We start from the raw sequence: 24,625 nt of genomic DNA, 5'->3' as shown, positions 1-24,625 counted from the left end.
TTTACATCGTAAACATTTAGGTAAAGTTAGAGTGTGAATACCAAGACCTTCCCTCGCCTGATGTCACCCGGCCGCATCGGCCCGATGGAGACGCACAACCGCATTGTGCTGCCCGCCATGGACATGAACGTCTCCGAGCACGGCGAGATCGAACAGACCGAGATTGACCACTATGTCGCCCGCGCCGAAGGCGGCGCCGGCCTCATCATCACCGGTGCCTGCGCCATTGCCTTCCCTCACGGTGCGGCATCCATGAAGGAACCGGGGCTGTCGGATGACAAGTACATTCCGGGACTAAAAGCGCTGGCTGACGCCGTGCATGCGGCCGGCAGCAAGCTGTGCATCCAGTCCACCCACCACGGCAAGGTTGCCCGCGTGGACGTGGCCAACGACCGTCCCGTGCTCGCCCCCAACCAGCCGGACTACACATATGACATGTCAGCCCTGGCGGACAGCACCCGCGAAGAGCTGGGTAAGATGGGCGCCGCCACGGCCGGCAAGAAGACCACCTACCGCGACATGACGGCCGAGGACGTCTCCTGGCTGGTCGAGACCTGGGCGGATGCCGCCGAGCGCATCGCCAAGGCGGGCTGCGACGCGATCGAAATCCATGCCGCACACGGCTACATTCTCGGGGTGTTCCTGAACCAGCGCGACAACAAGCGCACCGACGAATACGGCGGATCGCTGGCCAACCGCGCCCGCCTGGCCTGCGAAGTCATCAAGGCCGTCAAGGAACGGGTCGGCAACCAGCTGGCCATCCTGGTCCGGGTTTCCGGAGAGGAATACGGGCAGGAAGGCGGGCTGACGCTTGAGGAAGCCATCGGCGCCTCCAAGATGTTTGTCCAGGCCGGCGCTGACGCCATCCACGTCACCGGTTGGGGCCGGAACCCGTTCGACAACTTCACCGACGGCCCCCTCCCCAGCAAGGTGGGTGCCTATCTGGAGAACGCCGCCAAGGTCAAAAAGAACGTGTCCGTTCCCGTCATCGCCGTTGGCCGGATGCTGCCTGAGGTTTCCGAGAAGGCCCTGGCCGCCGGACAGATTGACTTCGCTGCCATGGGCCGCCAGCTGCTGGCCGATCCGGAACTGCCGAACAAGCTGCGCGACGGCAAGTTCGACCAGGTCCGCCCCTGCATCAACTGCTACCTGTGCGTCGCCGAGAACTTCTTCGACGACACCCCGTTCTGCGCGGTCAACCCCGCGCTGGGCAACGAGGCGCTGCTGCCGCTGAAGCCCGCCTCCGCGACCAAGCATGTGGTGGTTGTCGGTGCCGGTCCGGCCGGCCTGGAAAGCGCCCGGGTCCTGACCGAGCGCGGACACCGGGTTACCGTCATGGACAAGTCCGACCGCCTCGGCGGCACCATGTGGTTCTCCACCATGACCACCCCTGACAACGAACGCCTGCTGAAATGGTTCAAGTCCGAGATCCGGCGCCTGAACATCGCGGTCAAGCTGAACACGCCGGCCACCGTGGAATCCATCCGCGCCCTGCATCCGGACCAGGTCATCGTCGCCACCGGCGCCGCACGGCCGAAGCCCGATTTTCCGGGCGGTGACCTGCCGAACGTGCAGACCGGCGATACCCTGCGCGCCATGATGCTGGGCACGGCCACCGCCGAGGAGGCCGGTGCGGTGCTGAGCACCCTGGGCAAGCTGGGCCGCCTCTCCGGCGTGACCAAGAGTCCGGAGTTTGTCCGCCAGTTCACCAAATTCTGGCTGCCGATGGGCAAGAACGTGGTGGTGATCGGCGGCTCGCTGGTGGGCCTGGAGCTCGCCGAGTTCCTCGCCGAGCGGGGCCGCAACGTGACCCTGCTGCACGAAAAGCAGCAGCTGGGCCTGCCGCTGGCCATGCCCCGGCGCTGGACCGCGGTCAAGGACGCCACCGAGCACGGCGTGAAGATCCACCGCAACGTCAAGATCACCCGCATCACGGACAAGACGGTCGAATGGATCGAGGGGGAGGAAAGCTTCTCCGCACCCGCGGCCATGGTGGTCTACGCGGACGGCACGACGGCGGCCGCACCCCTGGCGGACGAGCTGCGGGAGGCGGGCTTCGCCGTCGACGTCGTTGGTGACGCCGGCGAGGTCAACTACATTCACGGCGCCATCCATTCCTCTTGGAAGGTGAACACCGAGGTCTAGGACTGGGACCAAAAGGTGGATGGAGGGCATAGATCGTTCATCCACGTTTCAAACCCGATGATGCAGGTCCACCAACGCGAGATTCTGTGACATCCTCTTGCAGACCGCCGCGCGTCGGCTGTTAGCCGTCCTGAGGAGGTGGCAGAGTGTGCCCATGAATTACTGGTGGGCGACGCAAAACAGCAACTACGACGAGGCGATCGCCGCAGGCACTCTGTGGACCTGCCCAAGACCGAACGGCCGCAAGCTCGATAATTCTCGGGCCTTCATCAAGCAGTTACGGCCCGGCGACATCGTTTTCCATCACAAGAGCAGGTTCCTGCGTGCGGTCAGCGTTGTCACTGAGGAGTCGCAGGACTGGCTACGGCCCGCTGGCTACCCTGCCCGGCCAGGCGAAGAAAACCAAGGCTGGCTCGTTCGCGTCCGTCCCCTCGCGACAGGGCTGAAGCTGCACTACGAGCGTGTAGCGGAGCTGATCGAATATGGCAGGAAGGACGCTCCGTTTCACGCCAGCGCGAGACCTGACCAGCGGTTTCTCTCAAGTTTGACGGAGGAGGAAGGACTGCGCCTCTTGGAAGAATTGGGTATCGCTGTGCCGGCCATGGATGAAGGGTTCATGGGCCGCCCGGATCATTACTGGGATGGGCAAGACACCGATTCTGAAGCCTTGACTAAACTTCGGGTTGAACAGAGAGACCTTCGTCAGCAGTTGCTAAACGATCGAACGGCGGCAGAATGCTCGACTTGCGGAAAATTGTATCCATCACGCCTGCTCATTGCAGGCCACATCAAACCGCGCAGTCGCTGCAGCGATCAAGAGCGCAGGAGTTTCGGTACCAACGCTATGTTGATCTGTTCGTTGGGTTGTGACTCGCTCTTCGAATGGGGCTACATATTGGTGAACGAAGCCGGGGTAATCCAACCCGGCCGGCAGCCCGAGACTCCGGCAGTCAAAGATGAGGTAGCTGCTTTGGTGGGCAGGACCTGTATTGCCTTCAACGCGGAAACGGCAGTGGCATTCAAACAGCACGTCATCCTGCATCTGGATGAGATCGCCGCCGCGTAACGAACGGTTTCCCTCTCCTGCACGGCAACCCGGCCGACCTAGACTGGCGTCACACCGAGCCAGAAAGCAGCCATGAAACGCCGAATTCCCCAGTACTCCGAACTCCGCGACCTTGTTCAGTTCAAGGCCTTCGACCTGGACCGCCGTCGCGCACGGCTGGCAAAGGCCACCAATGTGTGGGAGCTGCGGGACATTGCCAAGCGGCGGATTCCGACGGCGGCCTTCGACTATGTGGACGGCGGATCCTTCGGCGAGCAGACGCTGCGCCGGAACCGGGCGGCGTTTGACGAAGTTGAGTTCGTGCCGAACGTGCTGCGCGACGTCACGAGCGTGGACCTGAGCACCAAGATCGCCGGCACCGAATCAGCCATGCCGGTGGGCATCGGCCCCACCGGACTGACCCGGCTGATGCACTCCGAGGGCGAGGTTGGGGGAGCGCAGGCCGCGGCCGCGTTCGGCATACCTTTTTCTCTCTCCACCATGGGCACGGCCTCCATCGAGGAACTCACCGAGACGGTGCCCGACGCCGCCAAATGGTTCCAGCTCTACCTCTGGAAGGACCGCGAGCGGTCCCAGGAACTGGTCAGCCGTGCGGCCGCCGCCGGCTACGGCGCCCTGATTGTCACGGTGGACACCCCGGTGGCCGGGGCGCGGCTGCGGGACACCCGCAACGGCATGACCATGCCGCCCACCCTGACGCCGAAGACCATCCTGGACGCCTCCTACCGGCCGGAATGGTGGTTCAACTTCCTCACCACCAAACCACTGGGGTTCGCCAACTTCGAGGGGGAGCGGGTGTCCTTGGCCGAGACGGTGAACTCCATGTTTGAACCGTCGCTGAACATGGCGGACCTGGACTGGCTGCGCGCGGCCTGGCCGGGCAAGCTGATCGTCAAGGGCATCCAGAACCCGGCCGACGCCGTCGAGGTTTTCGCCCGCGGGGCGGACGCGATTGTGGTGTCCAACCACGGCGGCCGGCAGCTGGACCGGGCGCCCGTGCCGCTGCGGATCCTGCCCGCCATCCGCGCCGCCGTCGGGCCCGAGGCGGAGATCATCCTGGACTCGGGCATCATGTCCGGCGGGGACATTGTGGCCGCTATTGCCGCCGGCGCCGACTTCACCCTGATTGGCCGGGCCTACCTGTACGGGCTGATGGCCGGCGGGCGGCAGGGCGCCGAGCGGACTCTGGAGCTGCTGCGCACCGAGATGACGACGGTGATGCAGCTGCTCGGCGTCACCAGTCTCGCCGAGCTGACGCCGGAGCACGTGCGGCGGGTCTAAAGCGTGGGCTTACTGTGTGTTGATCCAAGCCCCGCGATCTGAGAAGAAGTCAAAGATGGGTTCATAGAGAACTACAGATTGCCCGGCTTCGGCAGGCTCATTGTCAAAGCAGATGTCGCCCGTAGCTGTTCCGCCTGGTGCTACTTGCCCCGTCGAAAGCAGGTTCTGGCTTCCGGTGATTGTCGTGTTGTTGATCGTCCCTGAGGGCGCCTGCAACTTCCAATCGAACGTGCTGAAGTCGATAGTTTCGCTGGAGTTGTTCTGGACAGTTGCGGTAGTGCACAGAACCGATCCGCCGAAGGCCGCGTCACCTGCAATTAGCGGTGTTGATGTGACGGCGATGTCACCCAGCGTCAGGGTCTCGCCGGCCTGGCCAACGACGTCACTTTCCTGCGCACCCGGGAACGCAGGCGGCTGGCTTTCGGTAACCGTTGGCTCTGAGGTGGGATCCGTATTGGTTGTTCCCGTTGTGTCGTTCCCTCCACCGCCGCCGGAAGTGGCGATGCTGATGATGATAATCAGGACGATGAGCGCCAGGGGCAGGATGAACCGCTTCTTCTTGTACCAGGGGCGCCGCGCCTTCTCATAGGCCTTGGCTGCCTTTGCCTGAGCGCGTGCATCACGTGGATCATATGGAGGCATATTGGCTGGCTGATTCTCTGACATGATCACTCCTCAGCTAGTGAACCCGACTTTCCCAGCATGAGCGCAGACAAGTGCATCAATGATCATTCGAGGAGAAAAGGGACTAAGGCGGCAGCACCCTTATCGGCATCCTTCGAACCGGGATACACTCTCTCGCTCATTAATTCCGCCGAACGCTGCCTTGCCGCCTGAGCGGGCTCCCGGGGTAATAACTCGTCGTGAGGCAACCATGTGCAACGCGCCGACACACGTTCCCACCCTTTGTTATCTGGTGGGGCTGATGGGACCTCAGGTGCAACAGCAGCCCCATAGGGTGGGAACGTGTGCTCGGACCATCCGTGCCCGCGGCCGCGGTGCCACGCAGACATCCGCCCGCCCGCCCGTCCGCAACCCTCCCCTACCGCCCGAACACCCCCCCCTAAACCTCCACCGAGGAAAACGCCCCGCGGTACTTCGTGCCCGGATGCCGGGACGGCAGCCGCGCATCGCCGTCGAACATTTTCTCCCGCAGGGTGCCGGGACGGTACTCCGTCTGGGCGAGGCCGCGGCGCCGCAGCTCCGGCAGCACCCCGTCGATGAAGTCCGTATAGGAGCCGGGCAGGATCTGGTTGATGATGTTGATGCCGTCCACTCCGGCGTCCTGCCAGGTCTCCAGCTGGTCCACGATCTGCTCCGGAGTGCCGGCGATCTGCTGGTTGTAGGCACGGTAACGGGCAACATCGGCGATGGTCGGATTCCCGCCGGGCACCGACGCGAACAATGCCTCCAGCACGCCGCGGGCGCCGTCGGTCCGCAGGTCGCCGAGCGTGGTGTCCAGCGGCAGGCCGCCAAGGTCGACGCCGATGCCGCCGCCGATGTGCGCAACGATCGCGTCCAAATCCAGGTACTCGTCAAAGTCGGCCTGTTTGGCCTTCACCTCGGCCTCGGTGGAACCGACCACGAAGGACAGTCCGGCGAAGAACTTGATGTCCTCATTGCGCCGGCCCAGACCGCGGGCCAGCGCCCGGACGGAGTCGGTGGTCTTCTTCGCGTAGGCGGTGTGCGGGGCGAAGATGAACACCGCTTCGGCGTTGGCGGCGGCAAACTGCTGCCCGCGCCCGGAGCTGCCGGCCTGGAACAGCACCGGCGTGCTCTGCTGCGAGGGCGCGGACAGGTGCGGTCCGTCCACGCAGTAGCGCGGGCCGCGGTGCAGGATCTTATGCACCTGCGCCGGATCGGCGTGGATCCCGGCGGCCTTGTCCTGGACCAGCGCGCCATCGTCCCACGAGCCCTCCCAGAGTTTGTAGCAAACCTCGAGGTACTCGTCCGCCCAGTCGTAGCGGCTGTCATGCTCGGCCAGTCCGTCGCCGCCAAAGTTGCGGTGTGCGTTCTCCAGCACGCTGGTCACGATGTTCCACGCCACCCGGCCGCCGCTGAGATGATCCAGCGTGGACAGCTGGCGGGCAAACTGGAACGGATGCGCCTGCACCACCGAGCTGGTCAGCGCCAGCCCCAGATGCTCGGTCCGGGCAGCCAGCGCCGACTGCAGCACCAGCGGATCATTCGCCGGCACCTGCAGTCCGCGTTCCACATGCGAGGCCCACCCGCCGTCGTGATGGCCGTAGAGCCCGACGACGTCGGCGAGGAACAGTGCGTCGAACTTCGCCGCTTCCAGCTGGGCCGCCAGATCCGTCCACAGTCCAAGCTCGTTGAAGCGGTGCTGCTGGGCGTCGGGGTGGCGCCACAGGCCGCCGAGGATGTGGCTGGTGGTGTTCATGGCGAAGGCGCTGAGCAGCAGCCGGGGGCGGGGGGTGAACGTTGACATCAGGAAATCGCTCCAGGGGTGGTGGACGGGGCAGCGGACGACGGCGGGACGTCGCCGATGCTGTGCAGGCCGGTGGGGATGGTGCCGTTGACCAGATAGTCACCGACGGACCGGGCCTTGAAGGCACTGGGGTTGTGCGTGGCGACGGTGCGGGCGTTGCGCCAGTGCCGGTCCAGGCCCCTGCTGCGGCTGACGGCGGAGGCGCCGGTGACATCAAAAAGGGCGCTCGCGGCATCCAGCACCAGGCCGGGAACCGCAACGTGGGCCTGCTGCACCGCCAGTTCGGCGCGCAGGAACGCCTGCTCGGATGACAGCTCCAGGGAAGGATCGGCCGCGGCATCGAGGTCACGCGCGGCTGCGGTGACCACGGCTTCAGCGGTGTACACCTTCGCGGCGAGCTGGCCGACGTGTTCCTGGATGATGGGATCGTCGCGGAACAGCTGTCCGGAGCCGGTGTTGAAGGTGCGGGTGCGTGAGTGCACCAGATCCGTGGCGTCGTGCAGGGCCGCCCGGCCGATTCCCGCAAGGACGGCCAGCAGGAACAGTTGGAAAAACGCGGGTTCCAGGGTGCTGGTGACCTGGCGCTGCAGAATGTTCCCAGTCTCCACCGGCACGTCATCAAACACGGCGGTTCCGGTGCCGGTGAGCGGCTGGCCGAAGCCGTCCCAGTCATCGACGATGCTCACCCCTGGAGCGTCGGCCGGCACGACGGCGTACTGCCGTCCCTCCACACCGGCGGTGCTGGCCATGACCACCACCCAGTCCGCGAAGATGCTGCCAGTCGTGTAGTACTTTTCCCCGCGCAACAGCCACCGGCCGGCTTCCTGCCGCAGGGTGGTGGAGGTGGTGCCCAACGCGTTGCCGGAGCGCTCGGTGGCGGCGTTGCCGAAGATCTGCCCGGCGAGGATCCGTGGAAACCATAGCTCCCGGAAGGCGGCCGGCTGCAGGGCTGCGGTCTCGCCGAACGCGAAGTGGGAACGCAGCAGATGCGCCACGTTCGAGTCCGCCGCCGCCAGCTCCATCAGCAGCCGGAACAGGTGTTCGGCGCTGACCGGGTCTCCGCCGTGCCCGGCCGGGACGCGGAGCGCGGTGAAGCCGGAGTCCTGGAGCCAGCGCACCTGTTCAAACGGCAGGGTTCGGGATTGTTCGCGGTCCAGCGCTCCGGTGGCGATGCGCTCAAAAACCGGACGGAACCGGGCGGCGAGGGCAGCGTACCGGGCCTCGCCGGTGGCGGTTCGATGGTTCAGGGTGATGCTGCTGGTGCGGGTCATGGGGTTCCTTTCGGAAGGGGAGGGTGGGAAACATGGAAGCTGCTCAGGCCTGGGAAATGGCCAGCTCCCGGGACGCGGCGAGGTCCCGGAGCCGGTGCCCGGGGTTCGCGGCAAGGAGCCGCCGGGTGTACTCGCTGGCGGGATTCGCGAAGATGGCGGCGGTGGGCCCGGTTTCGACGAGGTGCCCGCGGTGCATAACGCCGACGTCGTCCGAGACCTGTTCCACCACGTGCAGGTCATGCGAAATGAACAGGTAGGACAGGCCGAGCTCCGCCTGCAGAGACTTCAGCAGTTCCAGGACCTGCGCCTGGGTCAGGACATCCAGGGCGCTCAGGGCCTCGTCGAGGACCAGCGTCCGGGCGCCCGGTGCCAGCGCGCGGGCAATGGCCACCCGCTGCCGCTGGCCGCCGGACAGCTCCATCGGCCGGCTCCGTCCCAGGCGGGAGGGCAAATTCACCTGTTCCAGCAGCTCGGCCACCCGCGCCTTTTGCTCATTCTTGGAACCAATCCGGTAATTGCGCAACGGTTCACCGATGATGTCCTCGACGCTCAGCCGCGGATCCAGCGCCGTGTCCGGATTCTGATAGACCAGCTGCAGGCTGCGCCAGAGGTCCCGCCGTCCTTTTCCAGCGATGGCGGTGACATCCTCGCCGGCAACCCGGATGGTGCCGCCGGTGGGATCCAGCAGCCGCAGGATCAACCGGGCGGTGGTGGATTTGCCGGAGCCCGATTCCCCGACGAGCGCGAAGGTGGTCCCGGCCCGGACCGCGAAGGACACTCCGTCCACGGCCCGGCGTTCGGTGCCGGTGCGGGAAAAGACCTTGGCCAGGTCCGCGACTTCCAGGGCGGGAACTGCGGACGACGGCGGCGACGACGACGGCCGGGCCTGCTCCTGGTCGGCCCGGCGGCCGGGAGAGGCGCCGGCGAGCAGCTGCGCGGTGTACGGGTCCTCGGGGCGCGTGAGAATGTCCAGGACCGGCCGGTCCTCGCGGATCCGGCCGTTGTTCATCACGACCACGCGCGAGGCGTAGTCGGTGGCCACGGCCAGGTCATGCGTGACAAACAGGACTGCGGTTCCGTAGGTGGAGGCCAGCCGCCCGAAAACGTCCAGCACCCGGCTCTGTACCGTCACATCCAGGGCCGAAGTGGGTTCGTCGGCAATCAGCAGGTCCGGCTGCAGGGCAAAGGCGATGGCGATGAGGACCCGCTGCTTGAGCCCGCCGGAGAGCTCGTGCGGATACTGGCGCACACGTTCTTCCGGACGGTCGATGCCGACCAGCTCCAGCAGCCGGACCACCTCGCCGCGCAGCTCGGCCCGGGTGAGGCGTTTTCCCTGCGGTCCCGCGTCAGGGTGCAGACGGAAGATTTCGGCAACCTGCGAGCCGATGGTTTTCACCGGGTCCAGGGATGCTCCGGGATCCTGGGGAACCAGGCCGATGCGGCGGCCCCGCAGCCGTCGGAAACCGGCGTCGGACAGGCCGGTCAGGTCCTGCCCGTCGAAGGTAATGCTCCCGGCGGTGATATGCCCGGTCTCCGGCAGCAGCCCGATGATCGCCTTGGCCAGGGTGGATTTTCCGGATCCGGATTCACCCACTATCGCCACCACTTCGCCGCGGTTCACCGCCAGGTTGACGCCGGCGGCCGCCGGGGCGGCAGCGTTGCCGGTGCGGGCGGAGGCGCGGCCGTACTCGACAGTCAGCCCGCGCACCGAGAGCAGGGCGCGTTCGGAAGAGTCTTCGGGAGTGCCAGCAGGGAAATCGACGGGGGACTCAGTAAGTGGGGCAGCGGGTGACGGGGTGTCTGGGGAGTTCATGCGGGTTCCTTTCTCAGAACCGGAAGCTCTTGAGCAGCTGGCGGCCGACGGCGGCCAGCAGGACCACAGTGGTGACAATGACGAGGCCGGGCAGGGTGGTCATCCACCATGCGGTGCCCAGGTACTGGCGGCCCTCGGCGATCAGCAGTCCCCATTCAGGCTCGGGCGGGGGAGCGCCGAAGCCCAGGAAGCCCAGCGAGGAGACCACGAGGATGGCGGCGCCAAGATCCACGGCGACGAGGGACAGCACCGGTCCGGCGGCGTTGGGCAGCAGGTGCCGGCGCAGGACGGTCCAGTAGGTGCCGCCGGTGAGGAAGGCCGCCTCCACAAATTCCAGGTTCCGCACCCGCAGCACTTCGGCCCGGACCACCCGGGCAAAGGACGCGATGGCGGCGATGCCCACTCCGAGGCCCAGGGACACCGGACCCGGTGCGGACGCGGTGACGATGATCAGCGCGATCAGGAAACCGGGGACCGCGAGCAGGACATCCACCAGGCGCATGGTGACCGCATCGGCGGCGCGTCCGCCGGTGGCGGCCAGAACCCCGATGAGGGTTCCGGCCACGAGCCCGATCAGCACGGCCAGTCCGGCGGTCAGGAACGTCTGCGACGTGCCGTGCACCACGCGGGCAAACACATCCCGGCCCAGGTGATCGGTGCCGAACCAGTGCTCGGCGGTGGGGGCCTGGAATTTCTCCTGCGGAATCCCGCTGATCGGATCCTGTCCGGTGAAGAGGCCGGGAAAAAGCGCCCAGGCTGCGATCAGCAGCACCGGCAGCAGAGTCAGGGCCAGGGCGGGGCGGACACCCGGCGGCCGCCGTCGTCGTGCCGGAGCAGCCGGTAAATCCGCCGGTCCGGACGCCAACGCAGCACCGGCGATGGGTGCGGGAGGAAGGAGGGATGTCATGGGGAGTCCTTGCGCTGTAACAGAGTCGGGAAGCGGTGTCAGGAGGCGAGGGCGGGGGCTGAGCCCTGCCGGGCGCCTTTTAGGATGCGCGGATCCAGCAGCGGGTACAGCAGATCCACGAGCAGGTTGACGGCCACAAACACCGTGGCTGTCAGCAGCACCAGGCCTTGGACCAGGGGCACGTCCTGGGTGGTGACCGCCTGCAGGACCACCGAGCCCAGGCCGGCGCGGGCAAACACTGTCTCGGTGATCACCGACCCGGCGAACAGTGTGCCCACGGTGATGCCCAGGATGGACAGGGCAGGCCCGGCAGCGTTCTGCAGCGCATGCCGGCAGAAGATCCATGCCGGGGACGCACCCTTGGCGCGGAGCACATCGATGAACGGCTGCCGGTACACCTGCTCCACGCTTTTGAGCAGCACCTGCGCCATGGGCGCGGAAACATGCACGGCCAGCACCAGCACCGGCACGGCAAGAGAGAGGAAGGACCCGTCGGGGAACAGCGACAGCACCCCCAGCCGGATGGACAGCAGCTCCAGCAGCACGAGCCCGAGCCAGAACACCGGCACGGCGGAGAACAGCGGCGGCAGATTGGCCAGCGCGCGGCGCAGCACCGGCGACGGCGCCAGAGTGGCCGCTGCCACTACGGCCAGGGCGATGACGACGGCGGCTGCCAGCGCCGAAGCGGCAAGCGCCAGGGTGGAACCGATGGCTCCGCCGATGCGCTCGGTCACCGCTTCGCCCGAGGTCAGGGAGTAGCCGACGTCGCCCTGCAGCAGGGCACCCAGCTGCGACAAATATTGGATCAGCAGCGGCTGGTCATAGCCGTACTGGGCTTTCATGGTGTCGATCGCAGCCTGGTCCACTGCGGAGTCGGAGGTCAGGAAGATGGTGACCGGATCGCTGGGCAGCAGCTGCACCGCCAGGAAAATCAGGGTGTAGGCGAGCCAGACCACCAGCAGGGCCTGCCCGAAGCGGTTCAGGAGATAGCGGGCCATGGTTAGCCGTCCGCTTTCCAGGCGCCCTGGAAGATAGGCGCCGTGCCGGAGGTGAAGTCGATGTGGGTGTTGCGGTGCGCGCCGTACACCTGGACCTCGTCCCAGAGCACCAGGGACAAGGCCTTGTCCACCACGAGTGCCTGCTGTTCCGCGGCCAGGACCTTGTCCCGTTCCGGTCCCGGGGCGGCGGCGCGCTCGGCGGCGAACAGGGCATTCAGTTCCGGGTCCGAGGTGTGCGTCATGGTGTTGTTGGCCGGTTCGAAGATGGGTCCCAGTCCGCCGTAGATGAACTGGCGGGTGCCGAAGAACTCCACCTTTGGGTCGGGCATCGCTGTGGTGAGGAAGGTGTTGTCTCCGGCGCGGTTGTTCAGCTGCACGCCGATCTCCCGCCACTGCTGCTCGACCAGTTCGAAGGCCGGTTTGATCACCACTGAGTTGTTGGAGCTGGTGACGGTGACCTCGAGTTTCTCGCCGTCCTTCTCCCGGATGCCGTCGCTGCCTTCCTTCCAGCCGGCGTCGTCCAGCAGCTGCCGTGCCTTCTCCGGGTTGTAGGCCAGGTCCGCGCTGAGGTCCACGAATCCCGGAGCCTGGTGGTTCAGGACGGACCCGGCCAGGGTGTAGCTGTCGGACAGCACCGTGTCTTTGATGGTCTGCCGGTCGATGCCGACCTGCAGGGCCTGCCGCACGGCCGGATCGGCCAGTTTTCCGCTGCCGGTCCGCACAGCAGCCATGTTTGCGGTGAGGTCCACGCCGTCGGCCGCCAGAACCTGGTTTCCGCTGGAAGCCAGCGCCGCCTCGTCCACCGGCTGCAGGCCGCGCACCAGGTCCACCTGTCCGGACTGTACGGCGCCGGCACGGTGGGCAACCTCGGGCAGGTACTTGATGACCACCTTGTCCAGGTGCGCCTCGCCCGGGTTCTCCGCTCCGTCCGGCGCCCACGCGTAGCCGTCCCGCTTGGCGAGCACGACTTCCTCATCGGGCTTTTCCGATTCGTAGACGAAAGGTCCGGAGCCCGCAATGGACGAGATGGCCGACTGCCCGGCCGCATCCTTCTGCAGCGTGGCCGGTGACACGAGTCCGGCGGTGACGGAGGAGGTGGCGCGCAGGAAGTTGGAGTTCGGGGCGCCCAGCGTGACCAGCACCTGATCCGAGCCGATCACTTCGCTGCTTTGGTAGCCGGCGAAGTCCACGTTCGGCTGGATCTGGGCGGCGGGAACACCCAGGCCGAAGCTGTCCAGGTTTGCTTTCACCGCGGCGGCGTCGAGCGGGGCGCCGTCGCTGAACGTGACGCCGGGGCGGATGGTGAAGGTGAATTCGGTGCTGTCGGCGTTGGCTGAGAAGGCCGAGGCGATCCACGGAACCAGCTCGCCCTTGTCCGGGTCGAAGTAGGTCAGCCGGTCCAGCACCGAGTTGAGCACATTGGACTTCTCGTAAAAACGCGCGGCCTGGGTCTGCCAGTTGTTGATCGGGGTGACCTCCGCGTACACCAGTGTGCCGCCGTCGACCGCTTCACCGGACGCAGCCGGGGAGGTGCCGCCGGCGTTCTGCGTGTTGGCCCCCGATCCGCAGCCGGCCAAAGCCAGCGCACCCACCACCAGCAGCGTTGATATCCGGACTGAGGCGCGGGAGGCAAGGGATGCGCGGTTCGCAAAGGTGCGGGGGAATCGGGCGGAGTCGAGCATGGGATCCTCTCGGGTCGCACCGAGGAACACGGTATTCGAGCACGCCGGAGCCGCCGCTGCACAGTGAGCTGCAGCCATGGCCCAACGGGGAAATGAGTCCATCGGTCCTGGCATGAGCACCGGCCCTCAAAAGGGTGGTTGCTGCGGCGTCAACGAGCCAGGTCTCTCAGCCGCTCTGGATGGTTTGGGTGTCCGTTGGTGAAAAGCGGACAGCACCATGGAAGCGCGGGGGATGGCGGTCCGGCAAGACAATGACGCAGCGTTTCCCTATGCGCCGGGGCATGACGTTTTACTTCGGAAATGTGTCGAGCACGGCGTCATAAACGTCAGCGGCTCGGCCGTGACGGTGCCCTTCCCAACCCCGGGCGGCCGGGCTTGGGGCGGCCGGGTTTCGCCACCGGGCGCTCGCCGGGTGAACGGTAACGAACCCGCCGGCGGGCGTCGCTGAGCAGTTTCACGCCGTCGACCATGGTCCCGCGCAGCTCCATGAGGGCGAACTGATAGCGTTCCGGCGCCCGTGAGGATTCCCGCAGGTAGCGGGTGCACGCGGCGGACATTCGCATCAGCACCTCGGTGTTGGCGGAGCCGCTGCGCAGGTGGGACAGCGTTTCGATGATTCTGTCCCTGGCATCCAGCACCGTGGCGCGGCAGCGTTCCTCGTCGCCGGCTCCGTCGATGAGCCGCGGTTCGATCGCGGCCAGCGGGCGCTTCAGGTGCAGGTCCGTGATGAGCGCGTTCAGGGCTGCGTTTTCATCCCGGCGGTCAATGCCGGCCCGGACACTCCAGCCTGCGGCTGCCCCGAGGATCAGTGACGCGACGGCAAAAAGGGAAACGGCCAGCCAGTCCATAAAGAACCTCCGGAAAGAGCGTTCTTTGACGGTACCCGGGAGCGTGAATACCGGGACAGGGCTGCGGCCTGTTCCGGGCCTGCCAACGGGCACTTCCGGCTACTCTCGGAGACATGGCAATCAGGGGGAACACCAAAACACTTAGTCTCACAGTCACGGCAAAGCGGGCACGTGCCCGCGGGGAGCTGCTGGTGCAGGCCCCCGCGGCCGCGCTTCCGCCGGCCGTGGAGCGCGCCGCGGCAGGACTGGACCGGATGACGCTGACCGGTTTATGGCAGGAACGGGCCGAGTTCTCGGCCGGAACCACGTGGAAGTCCTTCGGCCAGGATATTGTGCTCAGTTTTGAACCGGTGGACGCCGGGACCACCCGTGTGGTGGCCACCAGCACCCCGGTGGTCGCCACAACTTTGCTGGACTACGGACAAAGCAAAGCCGATCTGACACAGATTCTGGGCGCGGTGGCGGCTCAGCTCTAGGCGGTGTTCCGGCTGCGGACTGAAACTGTCCGCATCGCCGCTGCTTCCGGCCTTCCTTCTTGCCTAGCGTGGAGTTTCACGGTGGAGGAGAAGCTGATGGCGATGACAATAGAACTGGCCCGCGTGGTGCACAAAGAACGGTTGGCGGAAGCCGAAATACGGCGCAGGCGGGCTGAGGCCAGACGGCAGGCCAGGGAGCGAAGCGCCCCAGCTGATCCGGTCAGCATGCCCAAGGTGGAGTGGCCGGTTTTTTCGCTGAGGATTGGCCGGTTCCAATTGGTGGGTTTCCGGACGGTGCGGTTGTAAAAGGATTTCTTCGGAACTCTTTCCGGCCCCAATCCTGGATGAATTAGCGTTCCATTAATGGTGCACGTTTTTGTCAGAGAATCCTCTGTTACTCTATGGCTGATGCATTCGCATCTATTTCATGAGGGTATTTTCCTGGGGGACCCATGCTTTTTCGACGTACTTTTTCCGGCCCAATTTCAGCCAGCGGCGGGACGTCGGAACGGCGCCAACGGTCTCAAGGGTTGGCGGTCGCCGGCCTGACAGTGGCGGTCCTGGCTGTTACCGGGTGCGGGGCGGAGGACGCGCAGCCAGCCGCAAAGTCCTCCCCGACGCCGTCGGCAACCAGGAGTGCCACGCCCACCCCGACTCCATCGCCAACTTCCACAGTGGTTGCGGGCAAGTCCTGCGTCGGGGCCGGCACAACGGAAACCGTGAGGACCGCTGCGGGCCCCACCCCCACCCCCACGCCGTCGCCGGTGGTGCCAAAGACTGCCTCTGCTTCGGCCTCTGCCACGAGTACGCCGACGCCCACCTCGTCTGGGGTCTCCATCGCTTTCGTCTGCACCGAGGATGATGACGGCGCCCTGGTGTGGATGGACGAGGACAGCTCGAAAACGGTTCTGGCGAATCGTCAGGGGGCTGCAGACCAGAAGGCCGCAGATGAGTTGGCTGTGGCCCAGGCTGTCGAAGCGCAGCGAATTGCCGATGAGAATGCCGCGGCCGCAGCAGCCGCCGTGGAAGCGCAGCGCCTTGCCGATGAGCAGGCCGCGCAGGCGTACATTCCCCCTGCGCCGGTCCCGGCAGCACCCGCGCCTGCGCCCGTTGCGCCTGAGCCCGCCCCGGCCGACGTCTATTACCAGAACTGCGACGCTGTCCGTGCCGCGGGCGCTGCCCCCATATACGCGGGCCAGCCCGGATGGCAGCCGAAATTCGACCGTGACGGAGACGGCGTCGGCTGCGAATAGCAAAAGCGGATTACCGGGCTGCACGGGCGTTCGGACAATGAGGAGCCCCGGAAATACATCTCTTCCGGGGCTCCCGCCGTGCCGGCTGCTTATTCCTCGAACACAATGACCTGGCGGATGGCCTTGCCGTCCGCCAGGAGGTCCAGGGATTCATTGATTTCGCTGAGCTTTATCCGCCCGGAAATGAGTTCATCCACGGGCAGCTTTCCGTCGCGCCACATCTGCGCATAAATCGGGATGTCGCGCGCCGGCACCGCGGAGCCGAGATAGGACCCGATGATGGTCCTGGCCTCGGCGGTCAGCCCCAGCGGGGCGATGCTGGACCGCGCATCAGGTGACGGCAGGCCCACGGTGACGGTGGTGCCGCCAACCGACGTGGCTGAAACCGCTGTTTCAAAGGCCTTCGGATGGCCGGCGGCTTCAATCACCACCGGTGCCTTGATGCCCTTTTCGGCAATCTCCTGGGGAGTGTAGGCCTCGTCGGCACCCAGTTCCTTGGCCCGGATGAGTTTCTCCGGGTTCGCGTCCACGCCGATGACCTTGCCCTTGCCCAGGGAGATGGCCGTCAGCAGCGCCGCCATGCCGACCCCGCCGAGGCCAACCACCATGACCGCCTGCCCGTCCTTGGGCTGGCCGGCATTGATCACCGCTCCGCCGCCGGTGAGCACCGCGCAGCCGAGCACGGCCGCGATCTCCGGCGGAACGTCGTCGCCCACGGGGACCACCGACTGCCGGTTCAGCACCGCATGGCTGGCGAAGCCGGAGACCCCCACATGGTGGAACACGTCCTTGCCGTCCCGGTGCAGCCGGAACTGCTCGCCCACCAGATAGCCCGCATTATTGGCAATGCTGCCGGGGGTGCAGGGTAGCTTTCCATCCGTGCGGCAGTTCTCGCACTCGCCGCAGAGGGGCAGGAAAACAGTTGTTACCTGCTGGCCAATTTCCAGGTCGGTGACGTTTTCACCCACCTTTTCGACGACGCCGCTGGCCTCATGCCCGAGCAGCATGGGCGTGGGCCGGGTCCGGTTGCCGTCCACGGTGGACAAATCCGAATGACACAGGCCGGCCGCACGAATGCGGATCAACACTTCATCGGGCCCCGGGTCATCCAGGTCCACCTCCACCACCTTCAGCGGCATGGACTCGGCATAGGGGCGGGGGAGCCCGGTTTCTTCAAGGACTGCTCCGATAATCTTCATTGATTACTCCTTGTGGGTGGGATTCAGTTCAGTAGGACTTTGGCAGGCCGAGAAGCTTGGTGGCCACAAAACTTCGAATCAGGTTGTTGTTCACCGGTGCCACCGAAAACATGCGGGTCTCCCGGAACTTGCGTTCGACGTCGTACTCGTCAACAAAGCCGAACCCGCCGTGGGTGTCGAGGGCAATGTTAGCCGCCTCCCAGGAAGCCTCCGAGGCCAGCAGCTTGGCCATGTTTGCCTCCGCTCCGCAGGGCCGGCCGGCGTCAAAGAGAGCGGAGGCGCGGTCGCGCATGAGGGCAGCGGCGCGCACATGCATGTAGGCGTCGGCAAGGGGAAACTGCACGCCCTGGTTCTTGCCGATCGGCCGGTCAAAAACGACGCGTTCGGCGGCATAGGCGCTGGCGCGGTGGACAAACCAGTAACCGTCTCCAATGGCCTCGGACGCCAGCAGGATGCGTTCGGCGTTCCACCCGTCCAGAACGTACCGGAAACCGTTGCCTTCCTCGCCGATCAGCGCGCTGGCCGGCACTTTGACCTGCTTGTAGGTGACCTGGTTGGTGGCGTAGTTAAACATGGTTCGAACCGGGCTGACAACCAGCGCCTCCGGCTGGTCCCGGCGGATCTCGCGCAGGTCCAGCAGGAAAAGCGAGAGCCCTTCGGTGCTGCCCGGCGGCGTCGGCCCGGTCCGGGCCAGCACCAGTGCAAGATCAGATTCCGCTATCCGGCTGGTCCACGTCTTGTGTCCGTTAATCACATAGTGCCCGCCCTGTTTGGTGGCGCTTGTCGTGATCCGCATGGTGTCCGAGCCGGCGTCCTCGGTGACCGAAAAGGCCTGCAGCCGCAGCTCGCCGCGGGCGATGGCGGGCAGGTACTGTTCCTTCTGCTCGTCGGATCCGTGCCGGAGGATCGGGCCCATGGTGTACATCTGTGCATGGCATGCCGCGGAGTGCCCGCCTGATCTGTTGATCGCCTCCATCACCGCGCTCGCGGGCCCAATGCCGTACCCGCCGCCGCCAAACTCCTTCGGAATCATGACCGCAAGCAGCCCCGCGGCATTCATTGCATCGACAAACTCCTGCGGGTAGCGCCGCGCCCGGTCAGTCTCACGCCAGTAAGCGTCCGGAAAATCCGCGCACACGGCTTCGGTCCGTGCCCGCAGCCGGGCCTCTGCCGGCGGGCTGTCCACGTGCTCCGGGGCATCCATGCATCATCCTTTCGGGCCCGGGCAGGCGCGGGTTTAGCGGCTGCTCAGCCCAGGGGTCAATTGATCCTGAATATATCCAGAATTGCGCCCACTGTATGCACCAATAACTACTCTGACAAGGCATTGACACTCCGAATATATTTGCCTACCGTGATGCGCGTCACCTCCGTGCCGGTGGCTCCGGGCAGCCGGGTACGGCTCGGCGGCGGGCCGGGCCGCGGCGTGCGGGCCAAACCGATCAATGGAGATTGCTCATGACGAAGGAAATGAAAGTCCACGTCTTGGAGACCGGGACCATGGAGGCGGACCTCACCTGGCTGCTCCTTAAACCGGGCCGGGTCATTAAGACTGTGCAAAACCGCGAGGAGCCCCGGGCCTGGGGCCACGTACCCACCCACGCAGTGCTCATCGAACATCCGGAAGGCCGCATTCTGTGGGACACCGGTGTCCCGCGCGACTGGGCCAGCCGCTGGGAACCGACCGGGTTCGACAATTTTTTCCCGGTGCTTGATGACCCGGAAGGGGAGAAGGGCTATCTGGACGCATCGCTGACCCAGCTTGAACTGACCCCGGAGGACATCGACATCCTGGTCCTTTCGCATCTGCACTTCGACCACGCGGCCAACGCCAAGATGTTCGACAACGGCAAGACGCGGATCCTGACCAGCCAGGCGGAGCTCGACGGCGTGGCCTCCATCCAGGGCTACAGCCAGGGCGCGCACATCGTGTCCGACTTCAGCGGACTGGATATCGGCGGCATCGCGGGCGACGAAGAGATTGTTCCCGGCGTATCCGTCATCCAAACCCCCGGCCACACCTGGGGCACGATGTCGCTCATGGTCGACCTGCCGGAGGACGGACCCAAGATCTTCACCTCGGACGCCGTGTACCTCCGGGACTCCTGGGGCCCGCCCGCCGTCGGAGCCGCCATTGTGTGGAACAACCTGGCCTGGCTCGAATCCGTGGAAAAACTGCGCGGAATCGTGGAACGGACCGGCGCCGAACCGATCTTCGGACACGACGAAGATCAGTCCAAACTGCTGCGCTGGGCACCGAACGGGTACTACGCGTGATCCTCAACGACTACCGCTGCGCGGAGGGACACCGGTTTGAGGCCGGTGTCCCTTCGATGGGCGCGCCCAACCCTGACTGCCCGGCCTGCGGAGCCTCGAGCCGCAAGCTCTTTACCGCAGTGCAGGTCGGCAACGCCGCCAGCGCCGGGATCAGCCGTGAGGCCATGCCCCGAAGCTGGAACGCGGTGGGAGGCGGCCATCCCGATGCCATCTCGCACTGGCGCAAACGCGTGGAGGAACGCGAGAAGGTCGAGGCCAAATATCCGGAGTTGGCGGGTGACCGCCGTCCGGTGCTTGCCCACGAAGGCATCTTCTCCGGCCGGCCGCTCCGTGCCGGAGACGACATAGGAACCGCAGTCCGCGACGCCGGCAAAGCCGCAGCAGCGCAGGCTGCAGCGCCGAAGGCGCCCGGCGCGAAGCCAAGCACATCAGGAGAAAAGCATGTCTGACATCCAGGCCTACATCGGTGGTAAGCACATTGACGGCCCAGCCTCGTACGAAAACATCAACCCGTCCACCTCCGCTGTCCTGGGCACCGTGGTGCGGGCCGATGCGGCGCTGGTGGACCAGGCCGTCCAGGCCGCCCGGGCCGCCCAGCCTGGATGGGCGGCCATCAAACCGGAAGAGCGCGCCAACCTTCTGGAAGCCCTGGCCCGCGCCATCCTGGAGAACAAGGAAGCCCTGGCGGTGCTGGAAAGCGAAGACACCGGCAAGCCCCTGAGCCAGGCCCGCAACGACGCCGTCGTCCTGGCCCGGTATTTTCAGTTCTACGGCCGTGCCATCGATTCCTACTACGGCCTGGCTCTGCCGGTGGATCCGGGCTTCCACGTCTACACGCGGCGCGAGCCGCTGGGCGTGGCCGGAAGCATCATCGCCTGGAACTATCCCATGCAGCTGTTCGGGCGGGCCGTCGCTCCGGCACTTGCCACCGGCAACACCTCGGTGGTGAAGCCGGCCGATGAGACTCCGCGGACCGCGGTGCGCGTGGCCGAACTCGCCGTCGAAGTGGGCATACCCGCCGGAGTGCTGAACGTGGTTCCCGGTATCGGCAACGAGGCCGGCGCCGCACTGGCGGCGCATCCCGGCATCGACCACATCGGCTTTGTGGGATCCACCACCGTGGGAACCAGCATCGCTGCCTCTGCGGCGCAGAACGTAGTCCCGGCCGTGCTCGAGCTGGGCGGAAAATCTCCGCACATCGTCTTCCCCGACGCCGATCTGGACACCGTGACCACCTTCGTGACCAAGGGCATCCTGCAAAACGCCGGCCAGACCTGCTCGGCCGGATCACGCCTGGTGGTGCACTCTTCCATCGCACAGGAACTGATCGGCCGGCTTGAGGCAGCCTTTGCCGCCACCACCATCGGCCCCGGCATGGAGGACCGGGATCTCGGCCCGCTGATTTCCCTCAAGCAGCAGCAGCGTGTGCGCGGCTTCGTGGATGAGGCCCAGGGCAAGATCGTCACCGGCGGACTGGCCCCGGACGGACTCGGCGATGGCGCATTCTTCCTGCCGACCCTGATCTCCGATGTTGATCCGGCCTCCCGGATTGCCCGTGAGGAGGTCTTCGGGCCGGTGCTGGTGTCCACTCCCTTTCAGACCGAGGAGGAAGCCGTGGCCCTGGCCAACGGCACCGACTACGCGCTCATGGCCGCGGTATGGACCAGCGACGTGTCACGCGCGCACCGGCTCGCCGGTTCCGTGCTGGCCGGGCAGGTGTATGTGAACGCCTTCGGCGCCGGCGGCGGGGTGGAGTACCCCTTCGGCGGGTTCAAAAAATCGGGCTATGGGCGGGAGAAGGGTTACGAATCCCTGGACGCGTACACCGCAACAAAGACCGTCATCGTCAAGCTTTGAGGAGCACAGGCATGAGCGCTGCGGTGCAGGGATGGACCGGACGGCTCTTTGAGGATTTCACCCCGGGGGACATCTACAACCATCCGTTCGGCAAGACGGTCACGGACTACGACAACCAGTCACTGACCCTGATGACGCAGAACGTGGCCAAGGTGCATGTGGACTCCAGCCTTGCGCAGGACACCGAGTTCGGGGCGCCGCTGGTCAACTCCTGCTTCACCCTCGCGCTGGTCACGGGCCAGTCAACGATTGACCTGTCGATGAACGTGTTTGCCAATCTGGGCTGGGATGAGGTCCGGCTGCCGCATCCGGTGCTGGTGGGGGACACCATCTATTCCCGGTCCAAGGTGCTTGCCGCCCGGCCCTCCAAATCCCGGCCCGGTGTCGGCGTGGTGGAGGTGGCCACCGAGGGATTTAATCAGGACGGCACCATTGTCATCCGGTTCCGGCGCACTTTTTTGGTGTACCGCAGGGGTTTCCTCCCGGACCGGGCGGCGCCGGTGCCGGACGAGTCCTCGCTGCCCGGGGTTTCCTCCCTGCCGGAGGCGGCCGGATGACTGGCCTGCCGCTGGAGGGCATCACCGTGGTGAGCATTGAACAGGCCGTCGCGGCGCCCTTCGGCACCCGCCAGCTCGCCGATCTCGGGGCGCGCGTCATCAAGATTGAGCGCGGAACGGGAGACTTTGCCCGCGGTTATGATTCCACCGTGCTGGGCGATTCCAGCTTTTTTGTCTGGCTCAACCGGGGCAAGGAATCGGTGGTCCTGGATTTGAAATCCGCCGAGGACGCCGCCGTCCTGCACGAGCTGGTGCTGCAGGCGGACGTACTTGTGCAAAACCTCGCGCCCGGGGCGCTGGAGCGAGCCGGGTTTGGCTACGATCTTCTGGCCGCTGACAACCCGGGCCTGATTTACGTGGATGTGTCCGGCTACGGACGCGGCGGTTCCCTGACCACCAAAAAGGCCTACGACCTGCTCATTCAATGTGAAGCCGGGCTGCTGTCCGTGACCGGCACCCCGGATCAACCCTCCAAGGTGGGCATTTCCATCGCGGACATCGCCACCGGAATGTACGTCTACGCCGGGGTGCTCACCGCTCTTATCCAGCGCGGCAAAACCGGACGCGGAGACCGCCTGGAAGTGACGATGCTGGAGGCCCTGGGGGAATGGATGCAGCAGCCCTTCCTGTACGCGGCGTACTCGGGCACGCAGCCAGCCAGAAGCGGTGCGGCGCACCCAACCATCGCCCCCTACGGCCCGTTCGGGACCACCGACGGAACGGTGTTCCTCGGCATCCAGAACGACGCCGAGTGGCAGCGGCTGTGCGCCACGGTCCTGGGAGACTCCGGGCTGGCCGCCGACCAGCGTTTCCACCGCAACGACCAACGGGTGAAGCACCGCAACGAACTGGATGCGCTTGTGGGTGCCGCACTGGCGCGCAAAACCAGCGGCGACGTCGTCACCCTGCTGGATGAGTGCGGCATTGCCAACGCGAAGCTGCGGGACATGGCCGGCTTCGGGAACCATCCCCAGCTGGCCGAGCGGGCGCGCTGGATCGACGTCGAAACCCCGCACGGGACCGCCCGCGGGCTGCTGCCGCCGGTGACCGCCGCCGGGTACCGCGCCGCCGAAGGCTCGGTGCCCGCCCTGGGCGCCGACACAGAGCGCGTCAAGCTCGAGGCCACCGCGCTTCGGGCGGAACGGAGAGCATCATGACACCCCTGGCCCGCCAATATGCCCGCCACGCCATAGCCAACCATCATCTGGGGGACGAGTACTCGGCGTGGATGCGGTCCCTGCTGTTCGACTATCTGGCGGTCACCGCCGGAGGCGCCAGCCGCGAATCCGCGCTCGCTGCCGTGAAGGCCTACGAGTCCTCCCTGTCACCGGACGGTGCAGCTGCGGTGTTCGGCACAAGCCTGCGCACCGGGGCCGAGGACGCCGCGCTGCTCAACGGCATCACCGCCCACGGGCTGGAGCTGGACGACACCTTTGAGGAGGCATCACTGCATCCGGGAGTGGTGGTCTTTTCCGCGGCCATCGCCCTGGCGGAGGAACAGGGAGCAACCCTGGAGGAGCTGCTCACCGCAGCCGCGGTTGGCTACGACGTGATGTGCGACGCCGGAGTAATCCTCGGCGCCGCCGAAAGCTACGCCCGGGGTTTCCATCCCACGGCTGTTGCCGGGGCGCTCGGCTCCGCTGCCGCCGCAGCACGGCTGCTCGGCTTTGAGGAAACCCGCGCCACGCACGCCATCTCGCTCGCTGCCGACATGGCCGCGGGCAGCCTCGAATTCCTCTCCGACGGGTCCTGGACCAAACGGCTGAATGCCGGGCACGCCGCCGCCGTCGGAATCAGGGCCGCCCGGCTGGCCGCCGCCGGGTTCACCGCCCCGGAACGCTCGATCGAGGGGCGCGACGGATTCCTGACCCAGTACGGCGCCGGATTCATTCCCGGCCGCGGCGCGGACCTGGTGGCCGGGCGCTATGCCTGGCTGACGAGCATCAAGCTGTACCCCTGCTGCCGGTACATGCACGGAAACCTGGACCTGCTGCTGGAGGCAAAACGCGAGCATCCGGAACTCTCGGAAGAGACCATCGACTCCGTGACGCTGGCGGTCATCTCGGCCGGCGCCCGGCTGATCAGCAACCCTCCGGAGGCAAAGCTGAAGGTGGAGACGCCGGTGGACGCCCAGTTTAATATGCGCTTCGGCGCGGCCCTGGCGCTCAGCAGCGGAACCGCCACGGTGGAGCAGTTCGATCAGGCGCCGGAACTGGCCCGAACGCTGCTTCCGCTGATGCGCCGGATCACCTGCGTCACCTCCCCGGCAGTGGAGGAGGCCTTTCCGGAAGCCTGGACCGCTGAAATGTCCATCAGGCTGCGGGACGGCAGCATCCTTGAGGCATCAACGGACGGTTTCCGCGGTTCGCCGGCGCACCGGGTCAGCCGGGAGGACCTGCTGGAGAAAGCCGGTGGTCTGATGGGAACCGGAGCCGCCGCCGCAGTGCTGCGGATCATTGGGGAAACAGCCAACGGCGCCTCCGTTGCCGATATGCGCGCTGCCATTGTGCAGGTGGTGCAGCCGTCCCGCACCGCCGTCGTATAGT

At 66.0% G+C, this 24,625-nt stretch carries 22 protein-coding genes and 1 riboswitch; of the genes, 11 read left to right on the top strand and 11 right to left on the bottom strand.

From position 1 onward, the window contains the following. Window positions 1–33 precede the first annotated feature (33 nt). The 3 genes from AAE021_RS11985 (at window position 34) to AAE021_RS11975 (ending at window position 4,492) form a co-directional block, all read left to right on the top strand. Window positions 34–2,145, top strand: a complete 2,112-nt coding sequence (locus AAE021_RS11985) for an FAD-dependent oxidoreductase (protein ID WP_342022560.1) — start codon at window positions 34–36, stop codon at window positions 2,143–2,145. A gap of 154 nt (window positions 2,146–2,299) precedes the next feature. Continuing rightward, window positions 2,300–3,211, top strand: coding sequence for a hypothetical protein (locus tag AAE021_RS11980; RefSeq protein WP_342022559.1), 912 nt, complete (start codon window positions 2,300–2,302; stop codon window positions 3,209–3,211). 72 nt (window positions 3,212–3,283) lie between these two features. After that, complete coding sequence (locus AAE021_RS11975) at window positions 3,284–4,492, top strand: alpha-hydroxy acid oxidase (RefSeq protein ID WP_342022558.1); 1,209 nt, start codon at window positions 3,284–3,286, stop codon at window positions 4,490–4,492. A 9-nt stretch (window positions 4,493–4,501) separates the two neighbouring features. Here AAE021_RS11975 and AAE021_RS11970 read toward each other — a convergent pair whose 3' ends face one another. The 8 genes from AAE021_RS11970 to AAE021_RS11935 form a co-directional block, all read right to left on the bottom strand. Next, the gene (locus tag AAE021_RS11970; protein ID WP_342022557.1) at window positions 4,502–5,158 is read right to left on the bottom strand and encodes a DUF4352 domain-containing protein; all 657 of its coding nucleotides are present in this window, start codon (window positions 5,156–5,158) and stop codon (window positions 4,502–4,504) included. 397 nt (window positions 5,159–5,555) lie between these two features. Further along, window positions 5,556–6,941, bottom strand: a complete 1,386-nt coding sequence (locus AAE021_RS11965; RefSeq protein ID WP_342022556.1) for an LLM class flavin-dependent oxidoreductase — start codon at window positions 6,939–6,941, stop codon at window positions 5,556–5,558. Next, window positions 6,941–8,212 carry an acyl-CoA dehydrogenase family protein gene (locus tag AAE021_RS11960; RefSeq protein WP_342022555.1) on the bottom strand — a complete coding sequence of 424 codons (1,272 nt, stop codon included), beginning with the start codon at window positions 8,210–8,212 and terminating at the stop codon, window positions 6,941–6,943. Before AAE021_RS11960 ends, AAE021_RS11965 begins: the two co-directional genes overlap by 1 nt. A 43-nt stretch (window positions 8,213–8,255) precedes the next feature. Then, window positions 8,256–10,025, bottom strand: coding sequence for an ABC transporter ATP-binding protein (locus tag AAE021_RS11955; protein WP_342022554.1), 1,770 nt, complete (start codon window positions 10,023–10,025; stop codon window positions 8,256–8,258). Between the two features lie 13 nt (window positions 10,026–10,038). After that, window positions 10,039–10,932: an ABC transporter permease gene (locus tag AAE021_RS11950; protein ID WP_342022553.1), complete on the bottom strand. Its 894-nt coding sequence runs from the start codon at window positions 10,930–10,932 to the stop codon at window positions 10,039–10,041. Between the two features lie 38 nt (window positions 10,933–10,970). Then, entirely contained in the window at window positions 10,971–11,930 is a 960-nt protein-coding gene (locus tag AAE021_RS11945) for an ABC transporter permease (RefSeq protein WP_342022552.1), read from the bottom strand. A 2-nt stretch (window positions 11,931–11,932) separates the two neighbouring features. After that, on the bottom strand, window positions 11,933–13,612 hold the full coding sequence (locus tag AAE021_RS11940; protein WP_342022551.1) for an ABC transporter substrate-binding protein: 1,680 nt from the start codon (window positions 13,610–13,612) through the stop codon (window positions 11,933–11,935). Between the two features lie 95 nt (window positions 13,613–13,707). Then, a riboswitch (SAM riboswitch) is annotated at window positions 13,708–13,798 on the bottom strand. 140 nt (window positions 13,799–13,938) lie between these two features. After that, window positions 13,939–14,460: a hypothetical protein gene (locus tag AAE021_RS11935; RefSeq protein ID WP_342022550.1), complete on the bottom strand. Its 522-nt coding sequence runs from the start codon at window positions 14,458–14,460 to the stop codon at window positions 13,939–13,941. Between the two features lie 113 nt (window positions 14,461–14,573). Between AAE021_RS11935 and AAE021_RS11930 the strand changes: the two genes are divergently transcribed. Beyond that, window positions 14,574–14,936, top strand: coding sequence for a hypothetical protein (locus AAE021_RS11930; RefSeq protein WP_342022549.1), 363 nt, complete (start codon window positions 14,574–14,576; stop codon window positions 14,934–14,936). A gap of 523 nt (window positions 14,937–15,459) precedes the next feature. Here AAE021_RS11930 and AAE021_RS11925 read toward each other — a convergent pair. Then, window positions 15,460–15,774: a hypothetical protein gene (locus AAE021_RS11925; RefSeq protein ID WP_342022548.1), complete on the bottom strand. Its 315-nt coding sequence runs from the start codon at window positions 15,772–15,774 to the stop codon at window positions 15,460–15,462. A gap of 43 nt (window positions 15,775–15,817) precedes the next feature. Here AAE021_RS11925 and AAE021_RS11920 point away from each other — a divergent pair, with 43 nt between their 5' ends. Beyond that, entirely contained in the window at window positions 15,818–16,189 is a 372-nt protein-coding gene (locus AAE021_RS11920) for an excalibur calcium-binding domain-containing protein (RefSeq protein ID WP_342022547.1), read from the top strand. An 89-nt stretch (window positions 16,190–16,278) separates the two neighbouring features. Here the strand turns inward: AAE021_RS11920 and AAE021_RS11915 are convergent, their stop codons facing one another. After that, a complete protein-coding gene (locus AAE021_RS11915; RefSeq protein WP_342022546.1) occupies window positions 16,279–17,388 on the bottom strand; it encodes an alcohol dehydrogenase catalytic domain-containing protein in 1,110 nt (369 codons plus the stop codon). Between the two features lie 28 nt (window positions 17,389–17,416). After that, complete coding sequence (locus tag AAE021_RS11910; protein ID WP_342022545.1) at window positions 17,417–18,592, bottom strand: acyl-CoA dehydrogenase family protein; 1,176 nt, start codon at window positions 18,590–18,592, stop codon at window positions 17,417–17,419. A 254-nt stretch (window positions 18,593–18,846) separates the two neighbouring features. Here AAE021_RS11910 and AAE021_RS11905 point away from each other — a divergent pair, with 254 nt between their 5' ends. The 6 genes from AAE021_RS11905 to AAE021_RS11880 are packed head-to-tail and all read left to right on the top strand — an operon-like array spanning window position 18,847 to window position 24,624. Beyond that, a complete protein-coding gene (locus AAE021_RS11905) occupies window positions 18,847–19,665 on the top strand; it encodes an N-acyl homoserine lactonase family protein (protein WP_342022544.1) in 819 nt (272 codons plus the stop codon). Further along, the gene (locus AAE021_RS11900; RefSeq protein WP_342022543.1) at window positions 19,662–20,114 is read left to right on the top strand and encodes a zinc ribbon domain-containing protein; all 453 of its coding nucleotides are present in this window, start codon (window positions 19,662–19,664) and stop codon (window positions 20,112–20,114) included. Before AAE021_RS11905 ends, AAE021_RS11900 begins: the two co-directional genes overlap by 4 nt. After that, window positions 20,107–21,522 carry an aldehyde dehydrogenase family protein gene (locus tag AAE021_RS11895; RefSeq protein WP_342022542.1) on the top strand — a complete coding sequence of 472 codons (1,416 nt, stop codon included), beginning with the start codon at window positions 20,107–20,109 and terminating at the stop codon, window positions 21,520–21,522. The genes AAE021_RS11900 and AAE021_RS11895 overlap by 8 nt, the downstream gene beginning before the upstream one ends. Window positions 21,523–21,533: 11 nt before the next feature. Beyond that, the gene (locus AAE021_RS11890) at window positions 21,534–22,079 is read left to right on the top strand and encodes a MaoC family dehydratase (RefSeq protein ID WP_342022541.1); all 546 of its coding nucleotides are present in this window, start codon (window positions 21,534–21,536) and stop codon (window positions 22,077–22,079) included. Then, the gene (locus tag AAE021_RS11885) at window positions 22,076–23,236 is read left to right on the top strand and encodes a CaiB/BaiF CoA-transferase family protein (protein WP_342022540.1); all 1,161 of its coding nucleotides are present in this window, start codon (window positions 22,076–22,078) and stop codon (window positions 23,234–23,236) included. Before AAE021_RS11890 ends, AAE021_RS11885 begins: the two co-directional genes overlap by 4 nt. Then, complete coding sequence (locus AAE021_RS11880; RefSeq protein ID WP_342022539.1) at window positions 23,233–24,624, top strand: MmgE/PrpD family protein; 1,392 nt, start codon at window positions 23,233–23,235, stop codon at window positions 24,622–24,624. The genes AAE021_RS11885 and AAE021_RS11880 overlap by 4 nt, the downstream gene beginning before the upstream one ends. The last annotated feature ends 1 nt before the right edge of the window (window position 24,625 follow it).

Origin of the sequence: Arthrobacter citreus, assembly GCF_038405225.1 — a bacterium.
GTDB classification, from domain to species: domain Bacteria; phylum Actinomycetota; class Actinomycetes; order Actinomycetales; family Micrococcaceae; genus Arthrobacter_B; species Arthrobacter_B citreus_A.
The sequence above is the reverse complement of the archived record's forward strand: the minus strand, read 5'-3'. Positions and strand labels throughout refer to the sequence as shown.

What these genes read in the sequence shown, in the direction of transcription:
- AAE021_RS11920 (WP_342022547.1), top strand. Translation starts at nt 15,818, where the DNA reads ATGGACGAGGACAGCTCGAAAACGGTTCTGGCGAATCGTCAGGGGGCT.
- AAE021_RS11945 (WP_342022552.1), bottom strand. Translation starts at nt 11,930, where the DNA reads ATGGCCCGCTATCTCCTGAACCGCTTCGGGCAGGCCCTGCTGGTGGTC.
- AAE021_RS11910 (WP_342022545.1), bottom strand. Translation starts at nt 18,592, where the DNA reads ATGGATGCCCCGGAGCACGTGGACAGCCCGCCGGCAGAGGCCCGGCTG.
- AAE021_RS11880 (WP_342022539.1), top strand. Translation starts at nt 23,233, where the DNA reads ATGACACCCCTGGCCCGCCAATATGCCCGCCACGCCATAGCCAACCAT.
- AAE021_RS11925 (WP_342022548.1), bottom strand. Translation starts at nt 15,774, where the DNA reads ATGGAGACCCCAGACGAGGTGGGCGTCGGCGTACTCGTGGCAGAGGCC.
- AAE021_RS11935 (WP_342022550.1), bottom strand. Translation starts at nt 14,460, where the DNA reads ATGGACTGGCTGGCCGTTTCCCTTTTTGCCGTCGCGTCACTGATCCTC.
- AAE021_RS11980 (WP_342022559.1), top strand. Translation starts at nt 2,300, where the DNA reads ATGAATTACTGGTGGGCGACGCAAAACAGCAACTACGACGAGGCGATC.
- AAE021_RS11890 (WP_342022541.1), top strand. Translation starts at nt 21,534, where the DNA reads ATGAGCGCTGCGGTGCAGGGATGGACCGGACGGCTCTTTGAGGATTTC.
- AAE021_RS11885 (WP_342022540.1), top strand. Translation starts at nt 22,076, where the DNA reads ATGACTGGCCTGCCGCTGGAGGGCATCACCGTGGTGAGCATTGAACAG.
- AAE021_RS11895 (WP_342022542.1), top strand. Translation starts at nt 20,107, where the DNA reads ATGTCTGACATCCAGGCCTACATCGGTGGTAAGCACATTGACGGCCCA.
- AAE021_RS11915 (WP_342022546.1), bottom strand. Translation starts at nt 17,388, where the DNA reads ATGAAGATTATCGGAGCAGTCCTTGAAGAAACCGGGCTCCCCCGCCCC.
- AAE021_RS11950 (WP_342022553.1), bottom strand. Translation starts at nt 10,932, where the DNA reads ATGACATCCCTCCTTCCTCCCGCACCCATCGCCGGTGCTGCGTTGGCG.
- AAE021_RS11940 (WP_342022551.1), bottom strand. Translation starts at nt 13,612, where the DNA reads ATGCTCGACTCCGCCCGATTCCCCCGCACCTTTGCGAACCGCGCATCC.
- AAE021_RS11965 (WP_342022556.1), bottom strand. Translation starts at nt 6,941, where the DNA reads ATGTCAACGTTCACCCCCCGCCCCCGGCTGCTGCTCAGCGCCTTCGCC.
- AAE021_RS11970 (WP_342022557.1), bottom strand. Translation starts at nt 5,158, where the DNA reads ATGTCAGAGAATCAGCCAGCCAATATGCCTCCATATGATCCACGTGAT.
- AAE021_RS11975 (WP_342022558.1), top strand. Translation starts at nt 3,284, where the DNA reads ATGAAACGCCGAATTCCCCAGTACTCCGAACTCCGCGACCTTGTTCAG.
- AAE021_RS11930 (WP_342022549.1), top strand. Translation starts at nt 14,574, where the DNA reads ATGGCAATCAGGGGGAACACCAAAACACTTAGTCTCACAGTCACGGCA.
- AAE021_RS11960 (WP_342022555.1), bottom strand. Translation starts at nt 8,212, where the DNA reads ATGACCCGCACCAGCAGCATCACCCTGAACCATCGAACCGCCACCGGC.
- AAE021_RS11905 (WP_342022544.1), top strand. Translation starts at nt 18,847, where the DNA reads ATGACGAAGGAAATGAAAGTCCACGTCTTGGAGACCGGGACCATGGAG.
- AAE021_RS11955 (WP_342022554.1), bottom strand. Translation starts at nt 10,025, where the DNA reads ATGAACTCCCCAGACACCCCGTCACCCGCTGCCCCACTTACTGAGTCC.